Source organism: Paracoccus sp. KR1-242 (assembly GCF_049446195.1).
Classification (GTDB): Bacteria; Pseudomonadota; Alphaproteobacteria; order Rhodobacterales; family Rhodobacteraceae; genus Paracoccus; species Paracoccus broussonetiae.
The window spans coordinates 65,175-84,321 of the sequence record NZ_JBMSED010000018.1 but is presented as its reverse complement, the minus strand read 5'-3'; the positions used below and the strand labels follow the sequence as shown (position 1 = coordinate 84,321).

General features: G+C 63.2%; 16 protein-coding genes. 6 read left to right on the top strand and 10 right to left on the bottom strand.

Going from position 1 to position 19,147, the window contains the following annotated elements:
• Window positions 1-826 (top strand): DUF1697 domain-containing protein (locus ACO2Q4_RS22385; protein WP_423322001.1); only part of this gene is annotated, 826 nt, incomplete at its 5' end.
• Window positions 827-1,019: 193 nt separating this feature from the next.
• On the opposite strand, the gene map is transcribed toward ACO2Q4_RS22385, so the two are convergent.
• Window positions 1,020-1,769 carry a type I methionyl aminopeptidase gene (gene map / locus ACO2Q4_RS22380; protein ID WP_423322000.1) on the bottom strand — a complete coding sequence of 250 codons (750 nt, stop codon included), beginning with the start codon at window positions 1,767-1,769 and terminating at the stop codon, window positions 1,020-1,022.
• A gap of 268 nt (window positions 1,770-2,037) precedes the next feature.
• Here map and ACO2Q4_RS22375 point away from each other — a divergent pair, with 268 nt between their 5' ends.
• From ACO2Q4_RS22375 to ACO2Q4_RS22365, 3 genes are read left to right on the top strand one after another with little or no spacing between them, the layout of a single operon-like run.
• A complete protein-coding gene (locus ACO2Q4_RS22375) occupies window positions 2,038-2,739 on the top strand; it encodes a gluconate 2-dehydrogenase subunit 3 family protein (RefSeq protein ID WP_311761415.1) in 702 nt (233 codons plus the stop codon).
• 3 nt (window positions 2,740-2,742) lie between these two features.
• Window positions 2,743-4,512, top strand: coding sequence for a GMC family oxidoreductase (locus tag ACO2Q4_RS22370; protein WP_395135686.1), 1,770 nt, complete (start codon window positions 2,743-2,745; stop codon window positions 4,510-4,512).
• Window positions 4,513-4,523: 11 nt separating this feature from the next.
• Window positions 4,524-5,879, top strand: coding sequence for a cytochrome c (locus ACO2Q4_RS22365; RefSeq protein ID WP_423321999.1), 1,356 nt, complete (start codon window positions 4,524-4,526; stop codon window positions 5,877-5,879).
• Between the two features lie 113 nt (window positions 5,880-5,992).
• Here ACO2Q4_RS22365 and ACO2Q4_RS22360 read toward each other — a convergent pair whose 3' ends face one another.
• Complete coding sequence (locus tag ACO2Q4_RS22360) at window positions 5,993-6,466, bottom strand: Lrp/AsnC family transcriptional regulator (RefSeq protein ID WP_395135683.1); 474 nt, start codon at window positions 6,464-6,466, stop codon at window positions 5,993-5,995.
• Between the two features lie 128 nt (window positions 6,467-6,594).
• Here ACO2Q4_RS22360 and ACO2Q4_RS22355 point away from each other — a divergent pair, with 128 nt between their 5' ends.
• Together ACO2Q4_RS22355 and ACO2Q4_RS22350 are read left to right on the top strand one after the other, a co-directional pair.
• A complete protein-coding gene (locus tag ACO2Q4_RS22355; protein ID WP_423321998.1) occupies window positions 6,595-6,846 on the top strand; it encodes a hypothetical protein in 252 nt (83 codons plus the stop codon).
• 207 nt (window positions 6,847-7,053) lie between these two features.
• Entirely contained in the window at window positions 7,054-8,256 is a 1,203-nt protein-coding gene (locus ACO2Q4_RS22350) for a hypothetical protein (protein WP_395135680.1), read from the top strand.
• On the opposite strand, the gene ACO2Q4_RS22345 is transcribed toward ACO2Q4_RS22350, so the two are convergent.
• The 8 genes from ACO2Q4_RS22345 to ACO2Q4_RS22310 all read right to left on the bottom strand — a co-directional run bounded on the left by ACO2Q4_RS22345 (window position 8,253) and on the right by ACO2Q4_RS22310 (window position 19,146).
• Window positions 8,253-9,050 (bottom strand): ABC transporter permease, encoded by a 798-nt coding sequence (locus ACO2Q4_RS22345; protein WP_423321997.1) that lies wholly within the window; start codon window positions 9,048-9,050, stop codon window positions 8,253-8,255. The genes ACO2Q4_RS22350 and ACO2Q4_RS22345 overlap by 4 nt on opposite strands.
• Window positions 9,040-9,720, bottom strand: coding sequence for an ABC transporter ATP-binding protein (locus tag ACO2Q4_RS22340; protein WP_311761408.1), 681 nt, complete (start codon window positions 9,718-9,720; stop codon window positions 9,040-9,042). The genes ACO2Q4_RS22345 and ACO2Q4_RS22340 overlap by 11 nt, the downstream gene beginning before the upstream one ends.
• Window positions 9,717-10,892, bottom strand: a complete 1,176-nt coding sequence (locus tag ACO2Q4_RS22335) for a hypothetical protein (protein ID WP_423321996.1) — start codon at window positions 10,890-10,892, stop codon at window positions 9,717-9,719. The genes ACO2Q4_RS22340 and ACO2Q4_RS22335 overlap by 4 nt, the downstream gene beginning before the upstream one ends.
• On the bottom strand, window positions 10,889-12,751 hold the full coding sequence (locus ACO2Q4_RS22330; protein WP_423321995.1) for a polysaccharide pyruvyl transferase family protein: 1,863 nt from the start codon (window positions 12,749-12,751) through the stop codon (window positions 10,889-10,891). Before ACO2Q4_RS22330 ends, ACO2Q4_RS22335 begins: the two co-directional genes overlap by 4 nt.
• Window positions 12,752-13,030: 279 nt before the next feature.
• Window positions 13,031-14,194, bottom strand: coding sequence for an alpha/beta hydrolase (locus tag ACO2Q4_RS22325; protein ID WP_423321994.1), 1,164 nt, complete (start codon window positions 14,192-14,194; stop codon window positions 13,031-13,033).
• An 83-nt stretch (window positions 14,195-14,277) separates the two neighbouring features.
• Entirely contained in the window at window positions 14,278-16,284 is a 2,007-nt protein-coding gene (locus ACO2Q4_RS22320) for an ATP-dependent helicase (protein WP_423321993.1), read from the bottom strand.
• A 61-nt stretch (window positions 16,285-16,345) separates the two neighbouring features.
• The gene (locus tag ACO2Q4_RS22315) at window positions 16,346-17,833 is read right to left on the bottom strand and encodes an MATE family efflux transporter (protein ID WP_423321992.1); all 1,488 of its coding nucleotides are present in this window, start codon (window positions 17,831-17,833) and stop codon (window positions 16,346-16,348) included.
• A gap of 128 nt (window positions 17,834-17,961) precedes the next feature.
• Window positions 17,962-19,146, bottom strand: coding sequence for a dihydrolipoamide acetyltransferase family protein (locus ACO2Q4_RS22310; RefSeq protein ID WP_423321991.1), 1,185 nt, complete (start codon window positions 19,144-19,146; stop codon window positions 17,962-17,964).
• Between the last annotated feature and the right edge of the window lies 1 nt (window position 19,147).

The following is a 19,147-nucleotide window of genomic DNA, read 5'->3' as shown; positions in this document are numbered from 1 at the left end:
CTCATTCCCGAATTGTCCCAGATCAAGCAACACTTCCGAGCCGCTCAATCCCGTCCCGATCCAGCGTCGCCGTCTCGGTGAAGGCGTATCTAGGGACTCCCAATCACCCTTGCAAGAAGAAAATCACTACAATGGAAATTTTCTTCCTGGCACCCACAACAGGGGCAGCGTCCGCTGCGAACTCTGCGAAGCAAGGTGGCGCCCCATCCCCTTCTGCTGTCATCGCGTCGGTCTGCCGGGCCCTTACCTGGCGACTTTCCACAGCTTTGCGGCTAGCCTCAATGTCCTTGGACCACCATTGCGAGGGATCATGGCTCTCTACATCGCGCTTCTTCGCGCCGTGAATGTCGGCGGCACCGGCAAGTTGCCGATGAGCGAATTGCGCAAGACCTGCGAGGAGATCGGCTTTGAAGATGTCCGCACCTACATCCAGTCCGGGAATGTCGTGTTTCGGACTCGCATGACAAGGGATGCAGCCGCGACAGCCTTGAAGAACGGCCTGGCGGCGCGGCACGGCAAGCCGGTGGGCGTCATCCTGAGAGAAGCGGAGGAACTGAGCCAGCTGATCCGGGAAAATCCCTTTCAGACGGCAGCGCCGAACCGGGTCCTCGTCCTTTTCGTGGAACACGATGCGCCGCTGGATCGAGACGACATCGGCAAGGGCCGCAAGGATGAGGAAGTCGCCTTCGGAAGACACGAGGTCATCATCCATTATCCCTCCGGCATGGGAACCTCGCGCCTGCGACTGGCCGCTATGGCGATTGGGACGGCGCGCAACCTGAACACCGTCGCAAAGCTTGCCGAAATGGCGCATGACAAGACGTGACCAATCAGCCTTCGGCGCGGGCACAGCCAATGCATGGCACTGGCTTCCACGCGTTGCGTTCGACCGGATGCCTGAGACCTGCCATTGCCATCGGCGCGGGCGTCATGACGAAAGCAAGGATAGGACACGCCCCCACGGCATGGCGACGCCATCAGCTGGATGAGCGCGCCTTAAGGCCTTTAAGACAAAGCGATCAGCCGGGCAACGTGACGACGATGGCGCGACGTTCAGTCGCCACGACCGTATGTTCATATTGCACGACCGGCGCGCAGGGGTCGCTGTAAAGGGTCCAACCGTCCTCGCCCTCGCTGGCCCAGCGGCCGCCAGTGGAAAGGAAGGGTTCGACCGTCAGGACCAGTCCCCTGTCGATACGCCGCCTTTCGCCCTGCATTGGCCAGGTCGCGATTTCCTCGGGGTATTCATGCAGGGAACGGCCGACCCCGTGGCTGGCAAGATTGCGGATCAGGGTGTAACCGCGGGCCGTGGCGAAGCGGCCGATGGCCTGCCCGATTCCCGCCAGAGGCTTACCCGCGCCGACCTGCGCGATCCCGATCTGCATCGCCCGCTTGCCGTCACGACATAGGCGATCAAGCTGCGTCCGCTTCGGCGAAAGACAGAAGCTGGCACCGGTATCGGCGAAATAGCCGTTCTTCGATGCGGAAACGTCGATATTCACCAAGTCTCCCGGCGCAATCACTCGATCCCCGGGGATGCCGTGGGCGATTTCCTCGTTCACGCTGATGCAGGTCGCGCCCGGAAAATCATAGCTCGCCTCGGGCGCAGACAGCGCGCCTTCGCGTTCAAGCAAAGACCGACCGATTGCGTCCAGTTCGCGGGTCGTCATTCCCGGCTCCATTGCCCTGGACATTGCATGCATGGTGTTGGCGACGATTCGGCCGATCTCCTTCATGCCGTCCAGTTCGTCTTCCTGCGTGATTGTCATGCGGCGTTCCATCAATGACGGCGATCAGGCGCGCCACACTAATCGGAAAGCGCGGAAATGTCAGGCCCCGGGTCAATTGCCCTGTAGCGGCAGGGCTTTTTCAGGTTGGCAGATCCCTCGGACGTGGCATGACGACGCGCGACTAAAGGGTGACTTGCTTTTTGCAAGAATGGCTTCATCGCATTGCACCCCCCGGACGAGGGGTCTAAGGACGCCCCATTGCCCTTGGGCATTTCCCACCCATAAGCCATCGGCAGGAAAGACCAATATGACCGATCTTCCCGGATATCCCAGCCGTCGTGGATTCCTGAAGGGGTCCGCCGCAGGTGTCGCTCTGGCAGGCCTGGCCGTCTCGGCCAAAGCCCAGCCCGTCGAACCTCCGGCGCCGCTTGAAGACTATGATTGCCAATATTTCACGCCCGAAGAATGGGCTTTTGTGATTGCCGCGACCGCGCGGCTTATTCCGTCCGAAGGTGACGGGCCCGGCGCCATCGAGGCGCGCGTGCCGGTGTTCATCGACGGCCAGCTTGCCGGCGATTTCGGCCGCGCGGACGACTGGTACATGGTCGGCCCGCATGATCCGTCCGCGGATCCGCTGCTGGGCTGGCAAAGCCCGCTGAACCCGGCCCAGATCTACCGCCAGGCGATCCCCGCGTTCAACGCGTGGTGCGAAGCGCAGCATGGCAAGGCGTTCATCGCACTGGATGACGCCCAGAAGGACGCGGCGCTGACCGCATTGCAGGAAGGCGATGTCGGCCTGCAGGCCGAATTGCGCGACTTCTTCACGATCCTGCTCGCCAATACCAAGGAAGGCTATTTCGCCGACCCGATGTATGGCGGCAACCACGGTATGCAGGCTTGGACCCATATCGGCTTCCCCGGCGCACGCGCAAGCTATCGCGAATGGGCGACGCGCCACAATATCCGCTACCCGCTCGGGCCGGTTTCCATCAAAGGCGAGAGGGCATAAGCGATGGCACGTCAGGAAAAGAAAAAAGACGTCGTGATCGTCGGCCTTGGCTGGACCGGCTCGATCCTTGGGATGGAACTCGCGCAGGAAGGCCTGGACATCGTCGCGCTTGAGCGTGGCCATGACCAAAGCACGGTGCCGAATTTCCAGTATCCCCAGATGATCGACGAGCTGCGCTATGGTGTGCGGCTGAAGATGATGCAGCGCGCCAGCCAGATGACGGTCACCGTGCGCCGCAACGAGGCGGAAACCGCCTTGCCCTATCGCAGCTTCGGTTCGTTCCTGCCCGGCAATGGCGTCGGCGGTGCGGGCACGCACTGGAACGGCCTCAACTGGCGTCCCCAGGCCGAGGAAATGCAACTGCGTTCCTATGTCACCGAACGCTGGGGCGCAGGCATCATCCCTGAGGACATGCTGCTGGCCGACTATCCTGTCACCTATGACGAGATGGAGCCCTTCTTCGACCGCTTTGAGCGTGTCGCGGGCATCTCGGGCCAGGCGGGCAATCTCAAGGGCCAGAAGATCGACGGCGGCAACCCATTCGAGGGCTGGCGGTCGCGTGACTATCCCATGCCCCCGATGCCCACGACCTGGGACGGACAGAAGTTCGCGGATGCCGCGAAGGCGATGGGCTATCACCCGTTCAAGGCACCGGGCGGCATCGCCTCGACCGGCTATGTCAACGAATACGGCATGCAGATGGGCCCCTGTAACCTCTGTGGCTTCTGCGAGCGCTTCGGCTGCTATCAGTACTCGAAATCCTCGCCGCAGACGACCATCCTGGACGCGTTGAAGCGGATGCCGAACTTCTCGTATCGCACCGAATCCGAGGTGCTGCGCGTCGAAATGGCGCCCGACGGCAAGACCGCGACCGGCGTGACCTATTTCGACGAGAAGACGCAGGAGGAAGTGTTCCAGCCCGCCGATATCGTGATCCTGTCGTCGTTCCAACTGAACAACGTCCACCTGATGCTCGTGTCGGGGATCGGTCAGCCTTATAACGCCATGACCGGCGAAGGCGTAACCGGGCGCAGCTATGCCTATCAGATGACGGGCGGCGTGACGATGTTCTTCAAGGACGAAGAATTCAATCCCTTCATCGGTACCGGCGCCAACGGCATGTCGATCGACGATTTCGGGGTGAATCAGATCGATTTCGGCCGCGAAGGCTTCATCGGCGGCGCCTATTGGCGTTCCGGCACGACCAATGGTCAACCCATCCGCTCGATGCCGCTGCCCAAGGGCACCCCGGGCTGGGGCGCGGATTGGAAAAAGGGCATCAAGGAATGGTACGGCCATTCGATGTCCATCGGCTCGCATGGCTCGCACATGGCCTATCGTACGAACCACCTGGATCTCGACCCGACCTACAAGGACCGCCACGGCCGGCCGCTGATGCGGATGACCTTCAACTGGAACCCCAATGACCTGCGCATGAACCAGTTCATGAAGGGCAAGATGGAGGAACTGGCCAAGACCATGGGCCCCGACCTGATGCAATCGGCGTTCAAGGGCGACGGCACGCAATATGATGTCCGTCCGTATCAGACGACGCACAATACCGGCGGCCATGCCATGTCGTCCAACCCGCGCGAAGGTGCGGTCAACCGCTATTCGCAGGCCTGGGACAAGCACAACGTCTTCGTCACCGGTGCAGGGAACTTCGTGCAGAACACCGAATACAACCCGACCGGGCTTGTCGGCGGGCTGGCCTATCACACGGCCCACGCGATCCGCACGCAGTATCTGTCGAACCCCCGCCCGCTGATCTGAGGAGCCAGACGATGAAAAAATCTCTTCGCATCGTCGCCGCGCTTGCGGCGGTCGGCGTCGTTGGCGGGCTGGCCTTTGCCTTCGTGCCCACGCAGATCACCGGTCCGTCGACCCAGCTGCCGGATGATTGGAAACCGGCCGAGGGTCAGGGGAAATACGCCATGTATGCCTCGGACTGCATGGCCTGTCACACGGCGGAAGGCGGCAAGTCCTTTGCGGGAGGGCGCGCAATCGCAAGCCCGATGGGGACGATTTGGTCAACGAACATCACCCCGGACCCGGAAACCGGAATCGGAAATTGGACGCTGGATCAGTTCCGCGCCGCACTTCAGGACGGCATTCGCGCGGATGGCGCCCATCTTTACCCGGCCATGCCTTACGAGAATTATCGCAAGCTGACCGAGGAGGACGTCCGCGCGCTTTACGACTACTTCATGCATGAGGTCGAGCCGGTCCAGAACAAGGCCGAGGAAACGAAGCTTTCCTTCCCCTTCAACATGCGTTTCGGCATCCGGGCATGGAACTGGTTGGCGCTGACGCATGACGCAGGCTTCACCCCGGCCACCGGCAAGACCGAGATCGAAGAGCGTGGCCAGTATCTGGTCGAAGGCCCCGCGCACTGCGCCGCCTGCCACAGCCCGCGCAATGCGCTGATGGCACAGGACGGCGTCAGCGCAAGCGACGCGAACTTCCTGGCCGGCGGCGTCGTCGGCGGCTGGAACGCTCCGTCGCTGCGCGGCCCGAACTCGGCACCCCAGAAATGGGATGTCGCAGACATGGCGGCTTATCTGGCAACGGGTCGGAACATCCATTCGACCGCCAATGGTGAAATGGGGCTGGTGGTGCAGCATTCGCTGCAACACCTGACCGACCAGGACAACCTGGCCATTGCCGCCTTCCTGAAGGGGCTCGACGGTGCGCCGGCCGATCTGCCGGAAAGCTTCGCGGCAAAGGAAAGCCTGGCCATGCCCGCGCTTGACGCGGACGAGGCGGGCAAGGAAACCGAGAAGATGCTTACCGAAGCCGCCCCCGACATGGCGCTGGGTCCGCGGCTTTACCTCGACAACTGCGCGGCCTGTCACTTCGTTTCCGGCAAGGGCGCGCCCGAGATCTTCCCGGAGCTTGCGGGCAATCACCTGGTCACCGGCTCGGAAGTGGAACCGCTGATCTCGGTGATCCTGAACGGTGCGCAGGTGCCTTCGACCGCCAAGCGGCCGATGCATCTGGTCATGCAGGGCTATGCCGATCGCATGAACGACGATGACGTTGCCGAACTGGCAAGCTTCCTGCGCAAGGGCTGGGGCAATGACGCAGCAGTCGTGACCGCCGCCGACGTGGCCAAGGTGCGCGAGAAGCAGGTTCACTGAACCACGCCTGAAAGTCGGAAAACCGCCCTGCCCGAAAGAGCAGGGCGGTTTTTCATTGGTTCCGGCGCGGCTTCTGCGGGTCATATGATGTCGAACCGGACCCTCCGGTCAGGTCAGCGATTGCGGGTATCGACCGGATAGGCGGTGCTGAAGCGGATCCGCTCCATCGAGAAATGCGATGTGACGTTCTTGATCGGCACCGCATCGGTCAGGCGCTTGTAAAGCCGATCGAAGGAATCCATGTCAGGCACGGCAACGCGCAGCATGTAATCCATGCGCCCGGCCATGCGATAGACCTCCATCACCTCGGGAAGCTGAGCCACGGCTTGGGTGAACTCTTCACGCCATTCATGGGAATGGTTCGGGGCCTCCACCTCGACAAAGACCAGGATGCCGAAGCCCAATTTGCCGGGATCGGCCAGGGCGACGCGCCCGGTCAGGACGCCCAGGCTTTCAAGCTTCTGGATCCGTTTCCAGCAAGGTGTCTGCGAAAGACCGACCTTTTCCGCAATCTGCGCAATGGGCAGGGTCGCGTCCCGCATCAGCTCGGCGACGATCTTCCGGTCAATCAGATCCAGACTCTGCATTCCTTCCCGCCTTCCCCCAGTTCGGCACAACCGGGTGCACTATCCCTCGTTTTATCACTATTGTCGATAGGGTGAGTCGTGTATAATGAAGTTATGTGCAGCGCCAGATCGTGGAGGATCGAAGCGACATGAGCAGACCCAACGTGACGAACGGAACCGCCCCGAATGCCGAAGGCGAACAGCTGTTCGCGGTCAGGCTGATTGATCGCCGGACCGGGGAGGTGCCAAATTTCAACGGGAATCCGCTGAGTGTGCTGACAAGATCCCCCCGCGCCGCGATCGCCGACCTGATGAGCGGGCGCAACCAAAAGCTGTGGCGCGCCGAGGTCGAACCAGTCGGATCCCCTGCCCTGCATCAGGGCCGCGGGGTTGCTTTCTAGCGTCGCGGTAAGAGAAGAGAAATTTCCCCCGCAGGCATCACAAGGAAGACAGATCCTGCGAAACGCAAAAGGTAAACATCCGGCAACTATAGAGTTTTTTCGACTTCAACCATATGATTTCAGAGTATTCCGGCCGCCGGCTCCTTAATCCGGTACCGGCCTTTCGCGATCGGGATTGCGAAGGTGGTGACTTTTCGGAGGCGCGCGATGCGGATCATCAGGATTTCCGAAATTCTTCACGACGAAGGCGTGACGGGCCTGTATTCGCGTCTTCGCTTTCCCAAGGCGGCGTCGGGCGGCTGGGCCCCCTCTCCCATCACGCCCGAGGTTTCGGTCACTGGTGGCCGTCCCGACCTGCAGGACCGTTTGCGCCGCGTCCTGCGCCGCGCCGGTCGGCAGGTGATCCGAGATCGGCGCGGGCACGAATTGACCCGCTTTCACATCGATCCCGCGCTTGGGCCCTTTGAATCCTATGGGTCGAACGACATCCTTGTCCTATCGCGCAAAGCCGGTCCGCATCTGGACCAGATCGTGCAGCACGGCAAGTCGGCCCAGGCTGTGGTCGAAATGTGCCCCGAGCGTTATCAGAAACTGGCGGCGGCCGGGATGGGGCGCGACCGTCTGTTCCTTGCGGCTGGCGGACTAGATGGATTCGCGCTTGGCATCTATCGCTTCTTGCTGGCGGCGCGGGCGGTCGAACCGGACGCTGTCGATTGGCACTCGATGGTGCCGGATTTCCCGGTCGGGCATGACCGCATGCCGCGACTGTGCCTCAGTCTGGGAGAGGTGAAGTTCCGCCGGCAGTTTTTCCTGCAGCAGGGACCGCGCGGTTTCGTGCTCTGCGACGGACTACGGCAGGACCCGGGCTGGATCGGCGCCGCCATGGGCTATCGCGCAATGGCCCAAGCCTGCTTGGCCAGAGGGATCGGACAGGCGATCTTTTGCGAAGACGACGTCGAGATCGCCCCGGATTTCGAGATCCGGTTGGAAAAGGTCATGGCCTATCTGAAAAGTCGCGACTGGGACGTGTTTTCGGGCCTGTCGACCCATGTGCGGCAGGGCTATCATGCCGAACAGGTCGAAAGCTTTCGGGGCGAGACATTCCTGCACCTGAACCGCACCACAGGCATGGTCTTCAACATCGTCAACCGCCGCGCGCTGGAGCGGCTGGCCGCTTGGCGCTATGACGAACATGGTCGGCAGGGTATCACCATAGACGCGCACCTGGAATCGATGCCGGGATTGCGGGCGGTGACGACCATGCCTTTCCTGGTGGATCACTGCGATGCCCTGTCCTCGACCGCCTGGGGATTCAGCAATCGCAGATATCGGGGCATGATCACGAACAGCCAGCAGCGACTTGCCCAGATGGCGGCGGCACGTCTGGGTGACGCCACCGCCGCGATCTAGCGAAGGACCAGGTCGCGGTGCCAGCGGAACAGCAGCGCCAGCCCCAATCCGAACAGCGACGCGGCGACCAGCGCGACATAGGTCGGCTCGACATATTCCGCGCGATAGGTGGAATAAAATCCGCTGCGGTTCATGCCGACGATATGCACCACCGGGTTGAACCACAGGACATTCCGGAATCCCTCGGGCAATGAATCGAAGGGGATGAAGATGCAGGACAGCAGGAACAGGGGCCGTGTCGCGATGGCCCAGATATTCGACCAGATCGGAAACCTGCGCATCAGGAAGCAATTCATGCAGCCGACCCCAAGACCCAGCCCGGCGGCCATGAAAAACGCTGTCACGATCTGCGGCAGATTCAGGATCAGCTCGACCCGGTCGTAAAGCACAATGCCGATGATCACCGTCGTGAAGACGATGGCATGGACGACGCAGGACAGCGTGAATCGCGCGAAGATCGCATCGGTAAACGTCACGCCGGGATAAAACAGAAGCTGTTTCGAAAATGACAGCGATTGCGCGATCTTGCGGGCGATATCCAGAAACATCAGAAACGGCAGCAGCCCGGTCGCATAGAAAAGTGCGAAGCTGGATCCGACCGGCGGCACCCTGACAGCAAGCGAAAAGATCACCGTCAGCAGCGCGATTCCCCCGACCGGCTCGAGAATGGCCCAGACAAAACCACCAGGAGACTTGCCATAGGATGTGGCCATTTCGCGAAAGATCAGCGCCCCCAGCGTGCGCAGTCCTCGGGTCCGGCTCAACGGGTGGCGGCGGGCGCGGCTATTCATCATCATCCTCGTCCACGGCGCCGCCCATATTGGCGGTGTGGGTGGCGATGGCCTCTTCGACATCGGGGAAATAGGTCAGCCGTCCCTGATGAAGCACCGCCGCCGCGTCGCAGATCGAGCGGATCATGCTCATCGAATGGGACACCATGATGGCGCCGCTGTTCAGCAGTCGGTTGCGGAAATAGGCCTTGCTCTTCTCGCGGAAATACCCGTCGCCGACGCTGGTCACCTCATCGACAAGATAGGTGTCGAAATGGATCCCCATCGACACACCAAAGGCCAGCCGGGATCGCATCCCGGAGCTGTAGTTCCTGAACGGCAGATAAAGGTGATGCCCCAGATCCGAAAAGCGGGCGACGAAACCCAACAGCCCCTCGGCGTCGATGTCATAGACCCGCGCGATGAAGCGCGTGTTCTGCGCGCCCGTCAGATCGGGGTGAAAGCTGCCTGAGAAGCCGACCGGCCATGATACGGTCCCGGTCGTGACCACGTTGCCCCGGTCGGGCCGGACCACGCCGGCGATCATGCGCAGCAGGGTGGACTTCCCCGCGCCATTATGCCCCAGCAGCCCGATGGCGGTGCGATCCGGAAAACTGACATTGATGTTTCTTGCCACCACGGTCGTTCGCCCATTGACCGTGAAGCTTTTCGACAGGTTCTCCAGCCGGATCATGATGCCCGATCGCGGTTGCTGATGCCTATCAGAACGACGCTGAGCCAGGCGATGAAGATGAAGACCGTGGCAAGCAGCGTGATCGTGCCCCGACGCGGGCGGGTCGCGGCTTCCGGCAGCGATGGCTGCACGAATGTCGCCAGATATCGGTTGTCCTGCTCGGACTTCGAACGCGTGGCTTCGACCCCCGCAAGAGCCAGGGAATAGCTCTTTTCGGCCAGTTCCAGATCGAGTTGCAGCTTGGTATAGCCGTCAAGCACGGCGCTGAAGCTTAGCGCGCCGCCTTCGGCCCCGATATAGCTTTGCTGTTCATCCTGCAGGCGACGGCGCAGCACGTCGATGCGCTTCTGTGCCTGGGCCAGACGGATATCCGCGGTGCCCTGTTCGCGCAGTGTCTCAAGCTGGATGATCGCCTCGGTCAGTTCCTGCGACAGACCCGCGATGACTGCGGAGTTGATGTTCAGCGCCGCCTGCGGGTCCATCAGGCGATGCTCGTCGCGAAACCGTGCGATGGCGACGCGGGCCGCGCTCAGGCGCTGCTCGGTTTCCGCAAGATCGCGCTCGGCGTGCCGCAACGAGCTGTCGCGCGCCTCGTCCGAGACCGCGTTGACCAGCCGCGCCGCCGCATCATGCACGGCCACCGCAATCCTTTGTGCGTCGTCAGGGGCAAAGGCACGCACATGGATTCCGATCATCCCGGTGGCGGAATCGACGCTGATCGTCGCCATGTGCCGCCAGTAATCGACCAACTCCTCGCGCGTCGCGTCCTTCTTCAGGGCAAAGACCGGGTCGCCCGCCGCCCGTGAATAGATCGCCCGCAGATCCACCGTGCGGTCCAGATCTGCCACGAAGCCGGGGCTGCGCAGGTATTCGTACAGCATCTTTGCGTCGGTGGTGGCATTTCCCGCCGTCGATAGTCCCAGTCCCGCCAGCATTCCAAGGTTGGTCGACTCGTCGTCACGGACGACGAAGGACACCTCGGAAACGAACTGGTCCCGTGCAATCGCGAACATATAGGTGGCGACAAGCCCGGCGGGCAGCAGGAAACCCAGCACAAAGCTTAGTCCCACGATGCTGTGCCGCAGACGCCATCCCGCCCGCGCGACCGGAGGCGGGATGCGAGGATTGGCCGAACGCACTCGCGGCTGAAGGGGCGCCTCAAGATCCTTCATGACCGCGCTGCCCGTCGATCTGCCGGACGCCGCTCGACCCGGTCATACAGGGCCACGGCATCGTGCAGAGCCGCCGTCACTTCGTCCATCGCGGTTTCGGAAATGCGGTCATGCTCGACAAGGTCCAGAAGCGCACGGCGGCGCAGGTCCGGGCCGATCGGGATCGGCATTCGTTCGGGCAACCCGATCCCGGCCGCATAATCGCGATATTTCACCTGATCACCGTGGACCGCGTTTTCGTGCCCTTCGAAAGTGACAAGCGCGACGGGGATGCCGTAGGCATGGCAGGTGATATAGACATGCATCGCGCTGGTCAGCACGGCGTCGTATTCATGCAGTTTGTGGATCAACGCAAGGATGGCGTCACGGCCGGACCTGAGGATCGAGAATTCGTCGACATGCTCGGGCATCCGCAGCGGAATTGACCGGTGCGAAAAGTGGCGGACCAGCGCGATCCGGCCATTGCTGTTGGCGGGATGGGGATGCGGAAACAGCCTTGGCAGGATTGCAGCCGGATCGCCGAAGCGCTCGATCTTGGGACCGCCCGCCGCCGCCACCGCCTGCGCGGAATACGGTCCGCGCAGCGAAATATATGTCGCGTCCGGCGCCAGCGCCGCATCGCTGCGGCTGATCCCGGTCCCGACTAGGATCGACGAGGTCTGTGCGAAGCGCCCGATCGAACCAAGGGCCATCAGATGCGGCGGTGCATCCGCCTCGTCATGGCGCTGAAAGCGGACGGGCCGCGCGGTCAGCTTGCCAAGGATCAGCGGTGACAGCCAATCGCCGTAGTTCCCCGGATAAGGCTTGTCCCACCAGTGCAGGCGCAGCGGGTCTTCGGACACTTGCCCGGCGTGCTCCAGGAACGCATTGGCGGCACCGATCACGGCAAGGTCGGTCGCGGCGGGCAATCGGCGGGCATCCATTGCCGCGATCCGGTCCCGCACTGCCTCGGCGCGCCCCTCTCGTGCCTCGTGGACAAGGTGATAGATGCTGTTCGGCGACAGGCCGCTGCCACCATTGCTGGTCGCCGGCAATGTGGGCGACAGGAACTCGGTAACGCCGATCCGGTCGGAAAGCCGCCGCAGTGGCCCAGCAATGCGCGACGGCAGGACGCCTTGCATCTGGCGTGCGGTCTGCAGGGCAATGGATTTGACCCCCGGCGCAGGTTTCATCGGGTTCGGCCGCGCCCGACGGTCATGCTGCGCGGCCAGCCCCTTGAACGTCGCGACATTGCCGCTGGAGCCGAAGAAGAAGAAGGGTCGCTCGCCTGTTCCATCCTGCGCGGTGCGTCCGCCCAGCATCGAGGCCGGGATCACCTGAAAGCTGAGCCGGTCTGCGTTGCGGCGCCACGCTTCTTCGAAGAAATAGTCGTCGGTGGCACGAATGGACATGCTGGCCGAGGCACGCGCCGCATCCGAGATATAGGCGCGGGCAGCGGGGGTCGTGTTGATCCCCCAGAAGCACGGTTCCCAGAAGCGCGCGCTGTGCCCATATCCGATCCGCAACGGAGTATTAAATCCGCGCTGGAACCCTATGATATCGGCAGAGAAATCGGCAACAAATCCGGGCAGGTAATCGATGTCGCAATCGATGTCGATCCAGAAGATCCGCTTGTCGGGGTGATCCTCGCACACGGAATGCAGGAAGGGGATCTTCTTGCGGCAAAGTTCGATCCACTCCTCGCCGGGGGCCTTTTGCACCTCGGCGATGCGATGGGGTATGCCCAGCCCCGACAGCGAGCCGCGAAGCTGTTCGGCGGCTTCGGCATAATAGTCGTCGGGCGTGTGGAACGAGCAGACAAGTATATCGTCGCGGCCCTGGGCCGACGGCCTGACCTGGGTTTCGATGGGTGCAGACACCGCCCGTGCTCCTCATGCTTGCGGCCGATTGTCCCGGCCTCTTGTAGCTTGGAATATCCGCCCGACGCCTGCGCCGCGCCATTCCAAAGCCCGGGCAGGAAATAGGACGCCATCCCCCTTTGGGGGGCCGGAAAGGAAATCCGCTGCTGTTTCGGCAAAAGCGCGCCGGGATTGGCGGTCGGAATCCCGACAGCCCGACAGCAAGTCGGGCCGGTTTTTCGCACCGGAAAGAGAAGAATGCCCCCCACCTTCCCCAGGAGGATGCATCCGATCGCGGGGTCAGGATCCGCCGAGTGCCCGCGACGCCGCGTCGAACGGGCTGGATAGGATGCGCCCGGTGGCGTCCAGCAGATAGGTGCCGGCCCGCCGCAAACCGCCACCGTGATGGTCTTCGGCGGCGGCGGCATAGCGCGCGGCAAAGCCGATATAGCGGTCATGGTTCAGGGCATCGGTCGCGGGCACGGCCGTGATATCGAAGATGCGCATCCCGTTCTGTTCGGCAACGGCCAGAAGGCGCGGGTCATTCAGGGGCGCATTGCCGACGCGAAGGCGCCCGCCCGACAGACTGCCCGAGACCCCCAGCACGCGGTCGTCCGATGAGACCAGCACCGCCATCGGGGTCCTCAGCGGTCCCACCACCTCACTTTGCCGGCGGAAAACATCCATGTCGATATCCGGTGCCGCAAGCACGACGCGCAGCGGGTCGACGACATCGCCCCTGCCCTGCAAGCGCAACTGGCGCAACGTCTCCATCACCAGCCATGCGCCCATGCTGTGTCCGACGACGGCTATCTGGCGTTCGCCATGTCCCTCGCTCAGCCGGATCAGCAGCCGGGCCAGATCGTCGCGCGCATAGGTCGCGCCGTCTCGATCCGCCAGATAGCCGGTGGCGCGCGCATCCGAGGGCCAGGAGAACAGGATCGGCACCGCCCCCTCTCCGGTTTCGGCGCTGAGTTGGGCGACGCGGAACACCGCCTCCTGGTAGTTGTAGTTATAGCCGTGGACAAAAACCATGATCGTCTTGTCTCGTGACCGCGCAAGACGCGCGACCTCGGCGTCAAAGGCAGGCGCGCTCATCAGCCGCCGTCCGGTGGTGACGAAATCCTTCGACGGATCGGCATCCGGACCACTGACCTTGCCGTCGTTCTGTGAAGGCTTCGGGCGCGGCTGGAACATCAGCTGTTCATACGAGGCATCGCCCCGCCCGCTGCCGGGCACAGGGGGCGTACCCGCGCCCGGTGCCCGGTCGGTGACCGCGAACAGCGTGATCGGCACAGGTCCGCCCGCCGGCTGGACCACGGGCTGCAGCGTTTCCGGTCCCGGACGTGCCGCACAGCCCGACAATGCCATCAACAGGATCAGACTTGCCGAACCCGCGCGTCTCCGCCAGCAGGCAAGGGCGCGAAACCGGTCGGAGGATTGAGATAGACTGCTGTTCTTCATTTCGCCTGCCTTGTGCGAAATCGACTGTGGTGCGGACTTTCGGGAAATTCAATTCAATCCAGCAACCCGCTGCAGACGCCCGATCACCCCCACATCCCGCGCATCCTTTGCCCGATATCGATGACGGGCATTGTCGGCGATGGTCCCCCCGTCACGGGTGCCGCAGACCAGTGCATGACCTCGAACCGCTCCAGCAGATCGCGCGGGATAAAGCGGCTGCGCGCGGCATAGACGTGGCGATCGCCGCGCCGGGTCTGCTGGGTGACATAGAATTTCAGCGGCACGCCCAAGGTCAGGCGATCCTTGGCACGCGTCATCGCAACGTAAAGCAGCCTGCGTTCCTCTTCGATTTCGGCGGTCTGGCCGGTCCCCAGATCCGAAGGAATGCATCCATCGACGACGTTCAGGACGAAGACGGACTTCCATTCCTGACCCTTCGACGAATGGATGGTCGACAGGATCAGGTAATCCTCGTCCTTCAGGGGAACGCCCGCCGGGCCGCTGGTGGCGTCGGGCGGGTCCAGCGTCAGGTCGGTCAGGAACCGCTCGCGCGACGGGCTGGCCGAGGCGATCTGTTCAAGCTGCAACAGATCGGCGCGCCGAAACTCGGCATCCTCATGGATGCGGTCAAGATGCGGATCGTACCAGCAGCGGATCCGGGCGACCTGCTCAGGCCAGTCCCAGGGGGCAAGCGCATCCATCAGGTCGGGCCAACCGGTGCAGCGGGGCGGAGCCATGTCCCGAAGCGCCTGCAGAGGATCGGGATCGGACTGGATGCGGTCCAGCACCTTCCCCGCGCTGCCCGGCCCGATCCCCGGCAGCAATTGCAGGACGCGGAACCCCGCGACGCGATCCCGCGGGTTCTGGGCAAAGCGAAGAACAGCCAGCATGTCCTTGACATGGGCCGAGTCGAGAAACTTCAGCCCACCGAACTTGACGAAGGGCACATTCCGGCGGGTCAGCTCGACCTCAAGCTGGCTGGAATGGCTGGAGGTGCGGAACAGCAGGGCCTGCTGGCGCAGGGTCACGCCTGCTTCTCGATTGGCAAGAACCTGATCGACGAAGTGCCGCGCCTGCTCGGCCTCGCTGCCATAGGTGACCAGCCGCGGACGCTCGACCGATTCCCGCTCGGTCCACAGATCCTTGGTGAAGCGTTCGCGCGCGCCCGCAATCACCGCATTCGCAGCCGCAAGGATGGACTGGGTCGAACGATAGTTGCGATCAAGCGTCACCACTCCCGCAGGCGGGCTGAACGCCGCGGGAAAATCAAGGATGTTGCGCACCGTCGCCGCCCGAAAGCCATAGATCGACTGGGCATCGTCACCGACGACCGTCAGCCCCTGTCCGTCCGGTTTCAGCCCCAGAAGGATGCGGGATTGCAGGCGGTTCGTGTCCTGATATTCGTCGATCAGCACATGATCCCACATCGCCCCCAGATGGCTGGCGAATGCCGGTTCATCGACCACCTGCGCCCAGGCCAGCAACAGATCGTCATAGTCCAGCACGCCCTGAGCCTGCTTTGCGGCGACGTAATGTCCGAACAGCCGCCGAAGCTCGGCTTCCCATTGCCCGCACCAGGGAAAGCGATCGCGCAGCACGTCGGCAAGCGGTTCGTCGGCATTGACGACGGTGGAATAGATCGACAGGCAGGTGCCCTTGGTGGGAAAGCGTGCCTCGGTCCGGGACAGGCCCAGCTCGTGCCGGCACAGGTTCATCAGGTCGGCGGAATCCTCGCGGTCATGAATGGTGAAGTCCGGGTTCAGACCGATCTGCAAGGCGTGTTCGCGCAGGATGCGGGCGCCGATCCCGTGGAAAGTCCCGGCCCAGGTCAGGGCCTCAGCCGCAAAGCCCTGACCCATCGCCTGCATCGTGATCCGCTCGACCCGGCGGGCCAGTTCGCTGGCAGCACGGCGCGAAAAGGTCATCAGCAGGATCCGGCGGGGATCGGACCCCGTCGCCAGCAGATGCGCGACGCGATGGGCGATGGTATTGGTCTTGCCCGAACCCGCCCCCGCAATGACCAGCAGCGGGCCGTTCCCGAACTCGACCGCCTGCCGCTGGCGGTCGTTCAGCTTTTCCAGATATCCCATGCCCGCCCCCGTTTTTCGGCAAGATTAACCAATTCGGAACGGAAAGGGAACGCCCGATGGATCACTCGGCCGGGGTCGTCTCGCGCGCGGGAGGCAAGCCAGGGTTGCGAGGACTGGTCGGCGGGCTCGCCTCGGTCGTGACGGACAGCTGCGGCCCCAGTTCGGCCACCTCGGCATCCTCAAGATGGGAAATGGCGCTGTCACGGCGCCAGCCGCCATGCAGGTAAAGCGCGCCAGCCATCAGCATCGTCGCCACCATCGCGACCGGAAAGCTGAGCCACAGCGCATCGACACCCAGCCAGCCGCGCAAGCCAAGCGCGACTCCCAACCGAACCGGGTAAAGCGAGATCGTTAGAATGATCAGCGGCCAGATCACCTGCCCATTGGCCCGGATGGTTCCGAACAGAACCATCGTGATCCCGAAAGCGATGAAGCCCCAGGTGGCGACATTCGCAATATGCTGCCCGATCGCGATGGCTGGGCTGTCCGCGCCCAGAAAAAGCGCCAGCGCATAGCGGTCGGCAAAGGCAAGTGCCAGCACCAGCCCGCCGGTCAGCAGGAAGTTCAACGCGATCCCGACACGCGTGATCCGCGACACCCTGTCCCAACGCCCCGCCCCGATATTCTGCGCGGCCATGGCGCTGACCGCTGCCCCCAGCGCCATCGCGGGCATCTGGACATAGGTCCAAAGTTGCTGGTTTGCGCCGAAGGCCGCCGTCGTATCGACGCCCTCACGGTTGACCAGCGACATCATCGTCAGCATCGCGCTGGAAACGACGACCATCTGCAAACCGATCGGCAGGCCCTTCGACAGCATCAGGCGCAGGATATGCGGCGCGGGGCGCAGCATCTGCAGTTCGGTTCCCGTCAGTCTCAGCGGGTGGCGGCGCAGGTAGACATAGACCAGCATCGCGACAAGGCTGGTATAGTTCGCAACTGCCATCGCAAAGGCCGATCCCCCGATCCCCATTTGTGGGAAAGGACCCTTGCCCAGGATGAACAGCGGGTTCAGGATCACGTCCAGCACGACCGCCAATGCCATGAAGATCAGCGGGGTCAGCGCATCACCCGCGCCGCGCAGCGCCATCATCAGCATCGTCTGCATCAGGATCGCTGGCATCGCCAGAAACGTCACCCGCAGGAAGGCGCGGGCGAGGGGCGTGATTTCAGGGCCGGTCCCCAGAACCGCCAGCAGATGCGGCGCAAGAAACCAGCCAACCACTGCGATCAGCACCGCCAGCGGGGCGAATGTTCCGACAGCGGTGCCGACAACCTCCTTCGCCTCGTGCATCGATCCTCGCCCAATCGCTTGTCCGATCAGGATCGTCGCCGCCATGCCGAAGCCAAAGACAAAGGCGGTCAGCAGGAACATCACAAGGTTGCCGTTGGTGGTCGCGGCCAGTGCATTCTCGCCCAGCAGATTGCCAACCCAGACCGCGTCGATCGACCCGTTCGCCGATTGCAGGACCGACGATCCCAGCGTCGGAAGCGCGAAAAGCAGCAGGGTCGAGGTGATCGGCCCCGTCGTCAGATCGGTGCGTGGCTTCATGTCCTGTCCCCTTGCGACGTCCAGCCAGAACGCCGGGCGGCAAAAGAAGTTCAGGCGGCACGCCCGTGTTTCCGCCCGAAGCTGTCCGCAAGCTTCGGGTAAATCGGGACGGCGTGCCAGTCCAGATGTCAGTCTTGCGCCGGGTGTTCGTCGGTGTCGACCGCCCAACCCTCGATCGCCGAGACAAAGGCGGCCAGCCAGGCATTCGTCTGGTGGCCATCAAGGACACGGTGGTCGATGGTCAGCGTGACATAGCACATGGGACGGATCTGGATCGTATCGATGCCTTCGACCTCGCGCACGACAACCCGCTTTTCCAGCTTACCGATGCCCAGGATCGCGGATTGTGGTTGCTGGATGATGACCGGTGCCGCCAGAAGCGAGCCCGAGACTCCATGGTTCGAAATGGTGAACGTTCCGCCCGCCATATCCGCAGGCACAAGCTGGCCCTGCCGGGCTCGCGCAGTCAGGTCCTGAAGACGCGTCGCGACGCCGCGCAGGGACAGGTCCTGAACGTCGCGGATGACCGGGACGACAAGTCCCTTGTCCCCCAGCGCGGTGCCGATCCCGATATTCACCCGGTCGAAAACTTCCAGCCGGTCGGGGTGCCAGCGGCTGTTCACCTGTGGCACCGCGCGCATCGCCCGCGCGGCGGCAAGGATGATATAGGGCGTAAAGGACAGCGCGATCCCAGCCGCCGCAAAACCATCACGGTGCCGCTTGCGATGGGCGGTCACGGCGCTGAAATCGGCCTCGAACACGGCAGTCACCTGGGGCGCCTCGGAGACCGAGGCCAGCATGTTTCGCGCGATGGCAAGTCGCATCCGGTCGTGGGGAACAAACCGGCCAGCATCATTGCTGGCCACGGCTGCGGGCGCGTGGGCGGTTCGCGCCGCGGTCTCGACATCGGCGCGAGTCAGCCGGCCGTCACGACCGGTTCCTTTGATCGACGCCGGATCAATGCCAGTTTCCGCAAGCGCCCGTCGCACCGCAGGTGAGTGCCAGGACGACATGTCCCTTTCCCCTCCCGTGGGCGCGCCAGCGGGACCGGCAGGCGAGGATGGCGCCCCAGCGGACTCGTTCCCGACCTCGATCCGCGCCAGAACCGTTCCGGGGCGCGCCTCGGCGCCCGCTACGATCAGAATTTCGCTCAGGCGGCCTGCCACCGGGGCGGGCACCTCGACCGAGACCTTGTCCGTCTCCAATTCGACCAGCGGGTCATCCTTGGCGACCAGTTCACCCACCTTGTGCAACCAGGCCGAAACGGTGGCCTGCGTTCCTTCCTGTTCAAGCGGCACCAGCACGTCGACCATC

Bases quoted from the DNA above. Each gene is read 5' to 3' on its own strand.
- ACO2Q4_RS22325 (WP_423321994.1), bottom strand. From the start codon at position 14,194: ATGAAGAACAGCAGTCTATCTCAATCCTCCGACCGGTTTCGCGCCCTT.
- ACO2Q4_RS22340 (WP_311761408.1), bottom strand. From the start codon at position 9,720: ATGATCCGGCTGGAGAACCTGTCGAAAAGCTTCACGGTCAATGGGCGA.
- ACO2Q4_RS22320 (WP_423321993.1), bottom strand. From the start codon at position 16,284: ATGGGATATCTGGAAAAGCTGAACGACCGCCAGCGGCAGGCGGTCGAG.
- ACO2Q4_RS22360 (WP_395135683.1), bottom strand. From the start codon at position 6,466: ATGCAGAGTCTGGATCTGATTGACCGGAAGATCGTCGCCGAGCTGATG.
- ACO2Q4_RS22375 (WP_311761415.1), top strand. From the start codon at position 2,038: ATGACCGATCTTCCCGGATATCCCAGCCGTCGTGGATTCCTGAAGGGG.
- ACO2Q4_RS22370 (WP_395135686.1), top strand. From the start codon at position 2,743: ATGGCACGTCAGGAAAAGAAAAAAGACGTCGTGATCGTCGGCCTTGGC.
- ACO2Q4_RS22365 (WP_423321999.1), top strand. From the start codon at position 4,524: ATGAAAAAATCTCTTCGCATCGTCGCCGCGCTTGCGGCGGTCGGCGTC.
- map (WP_423322000.1), bottom strand. From the start codon at position 1,769: ATGACAATCACGCAGGAAGACGAACTGGACGGCATGAAGGAGATCGGC.
- ACO2Q4_RS22315 (WP_423321992.1), bottom strand. From the start codon at position 17,833: ATGAAGCCACGCACCGATCTGACGACGGGGCCGATCACCTCGACCCTG.
- ACO2Q4_RS22345 (WP_423321997.1), bottom strand. From the start codon at position 9,050: ATGATGAATAGCCGCGCCCGCCGCCACCCGTTGAGCCGGACCCGAGGA.
- ACO2Q4_RS22355 (WP_423321998.1), top strand. From the start codon at position 6,595: ATGAGCAGACCCAACGTGACGAACGGAACCGCCCCGAATGCCGAAGGC.
- ACO2Q4_RS22350 (WP_395135680.1), top strand. From the start codon at position 7,054: ATGCGGATCATCAGGATTTCCGAAATTCTTCACGACGAAGGCGTGACG.
- ACO2Q4_RS22310 (WP_423321991.1), bottom strand. From the start codon at position 19,146: ATGGTCGACGTGCTGGTGCCGCTTGAACAGGAAGGAACGCAGGCCACC.
- ACO2Q4_RS22335 (WP_423321996.1), bottom strand. From the start codon at position 10,892: ATGAAGGATCTTGAGGCGCCCCTTCAGCCGCGAGTGCGTTCGGCCAAT.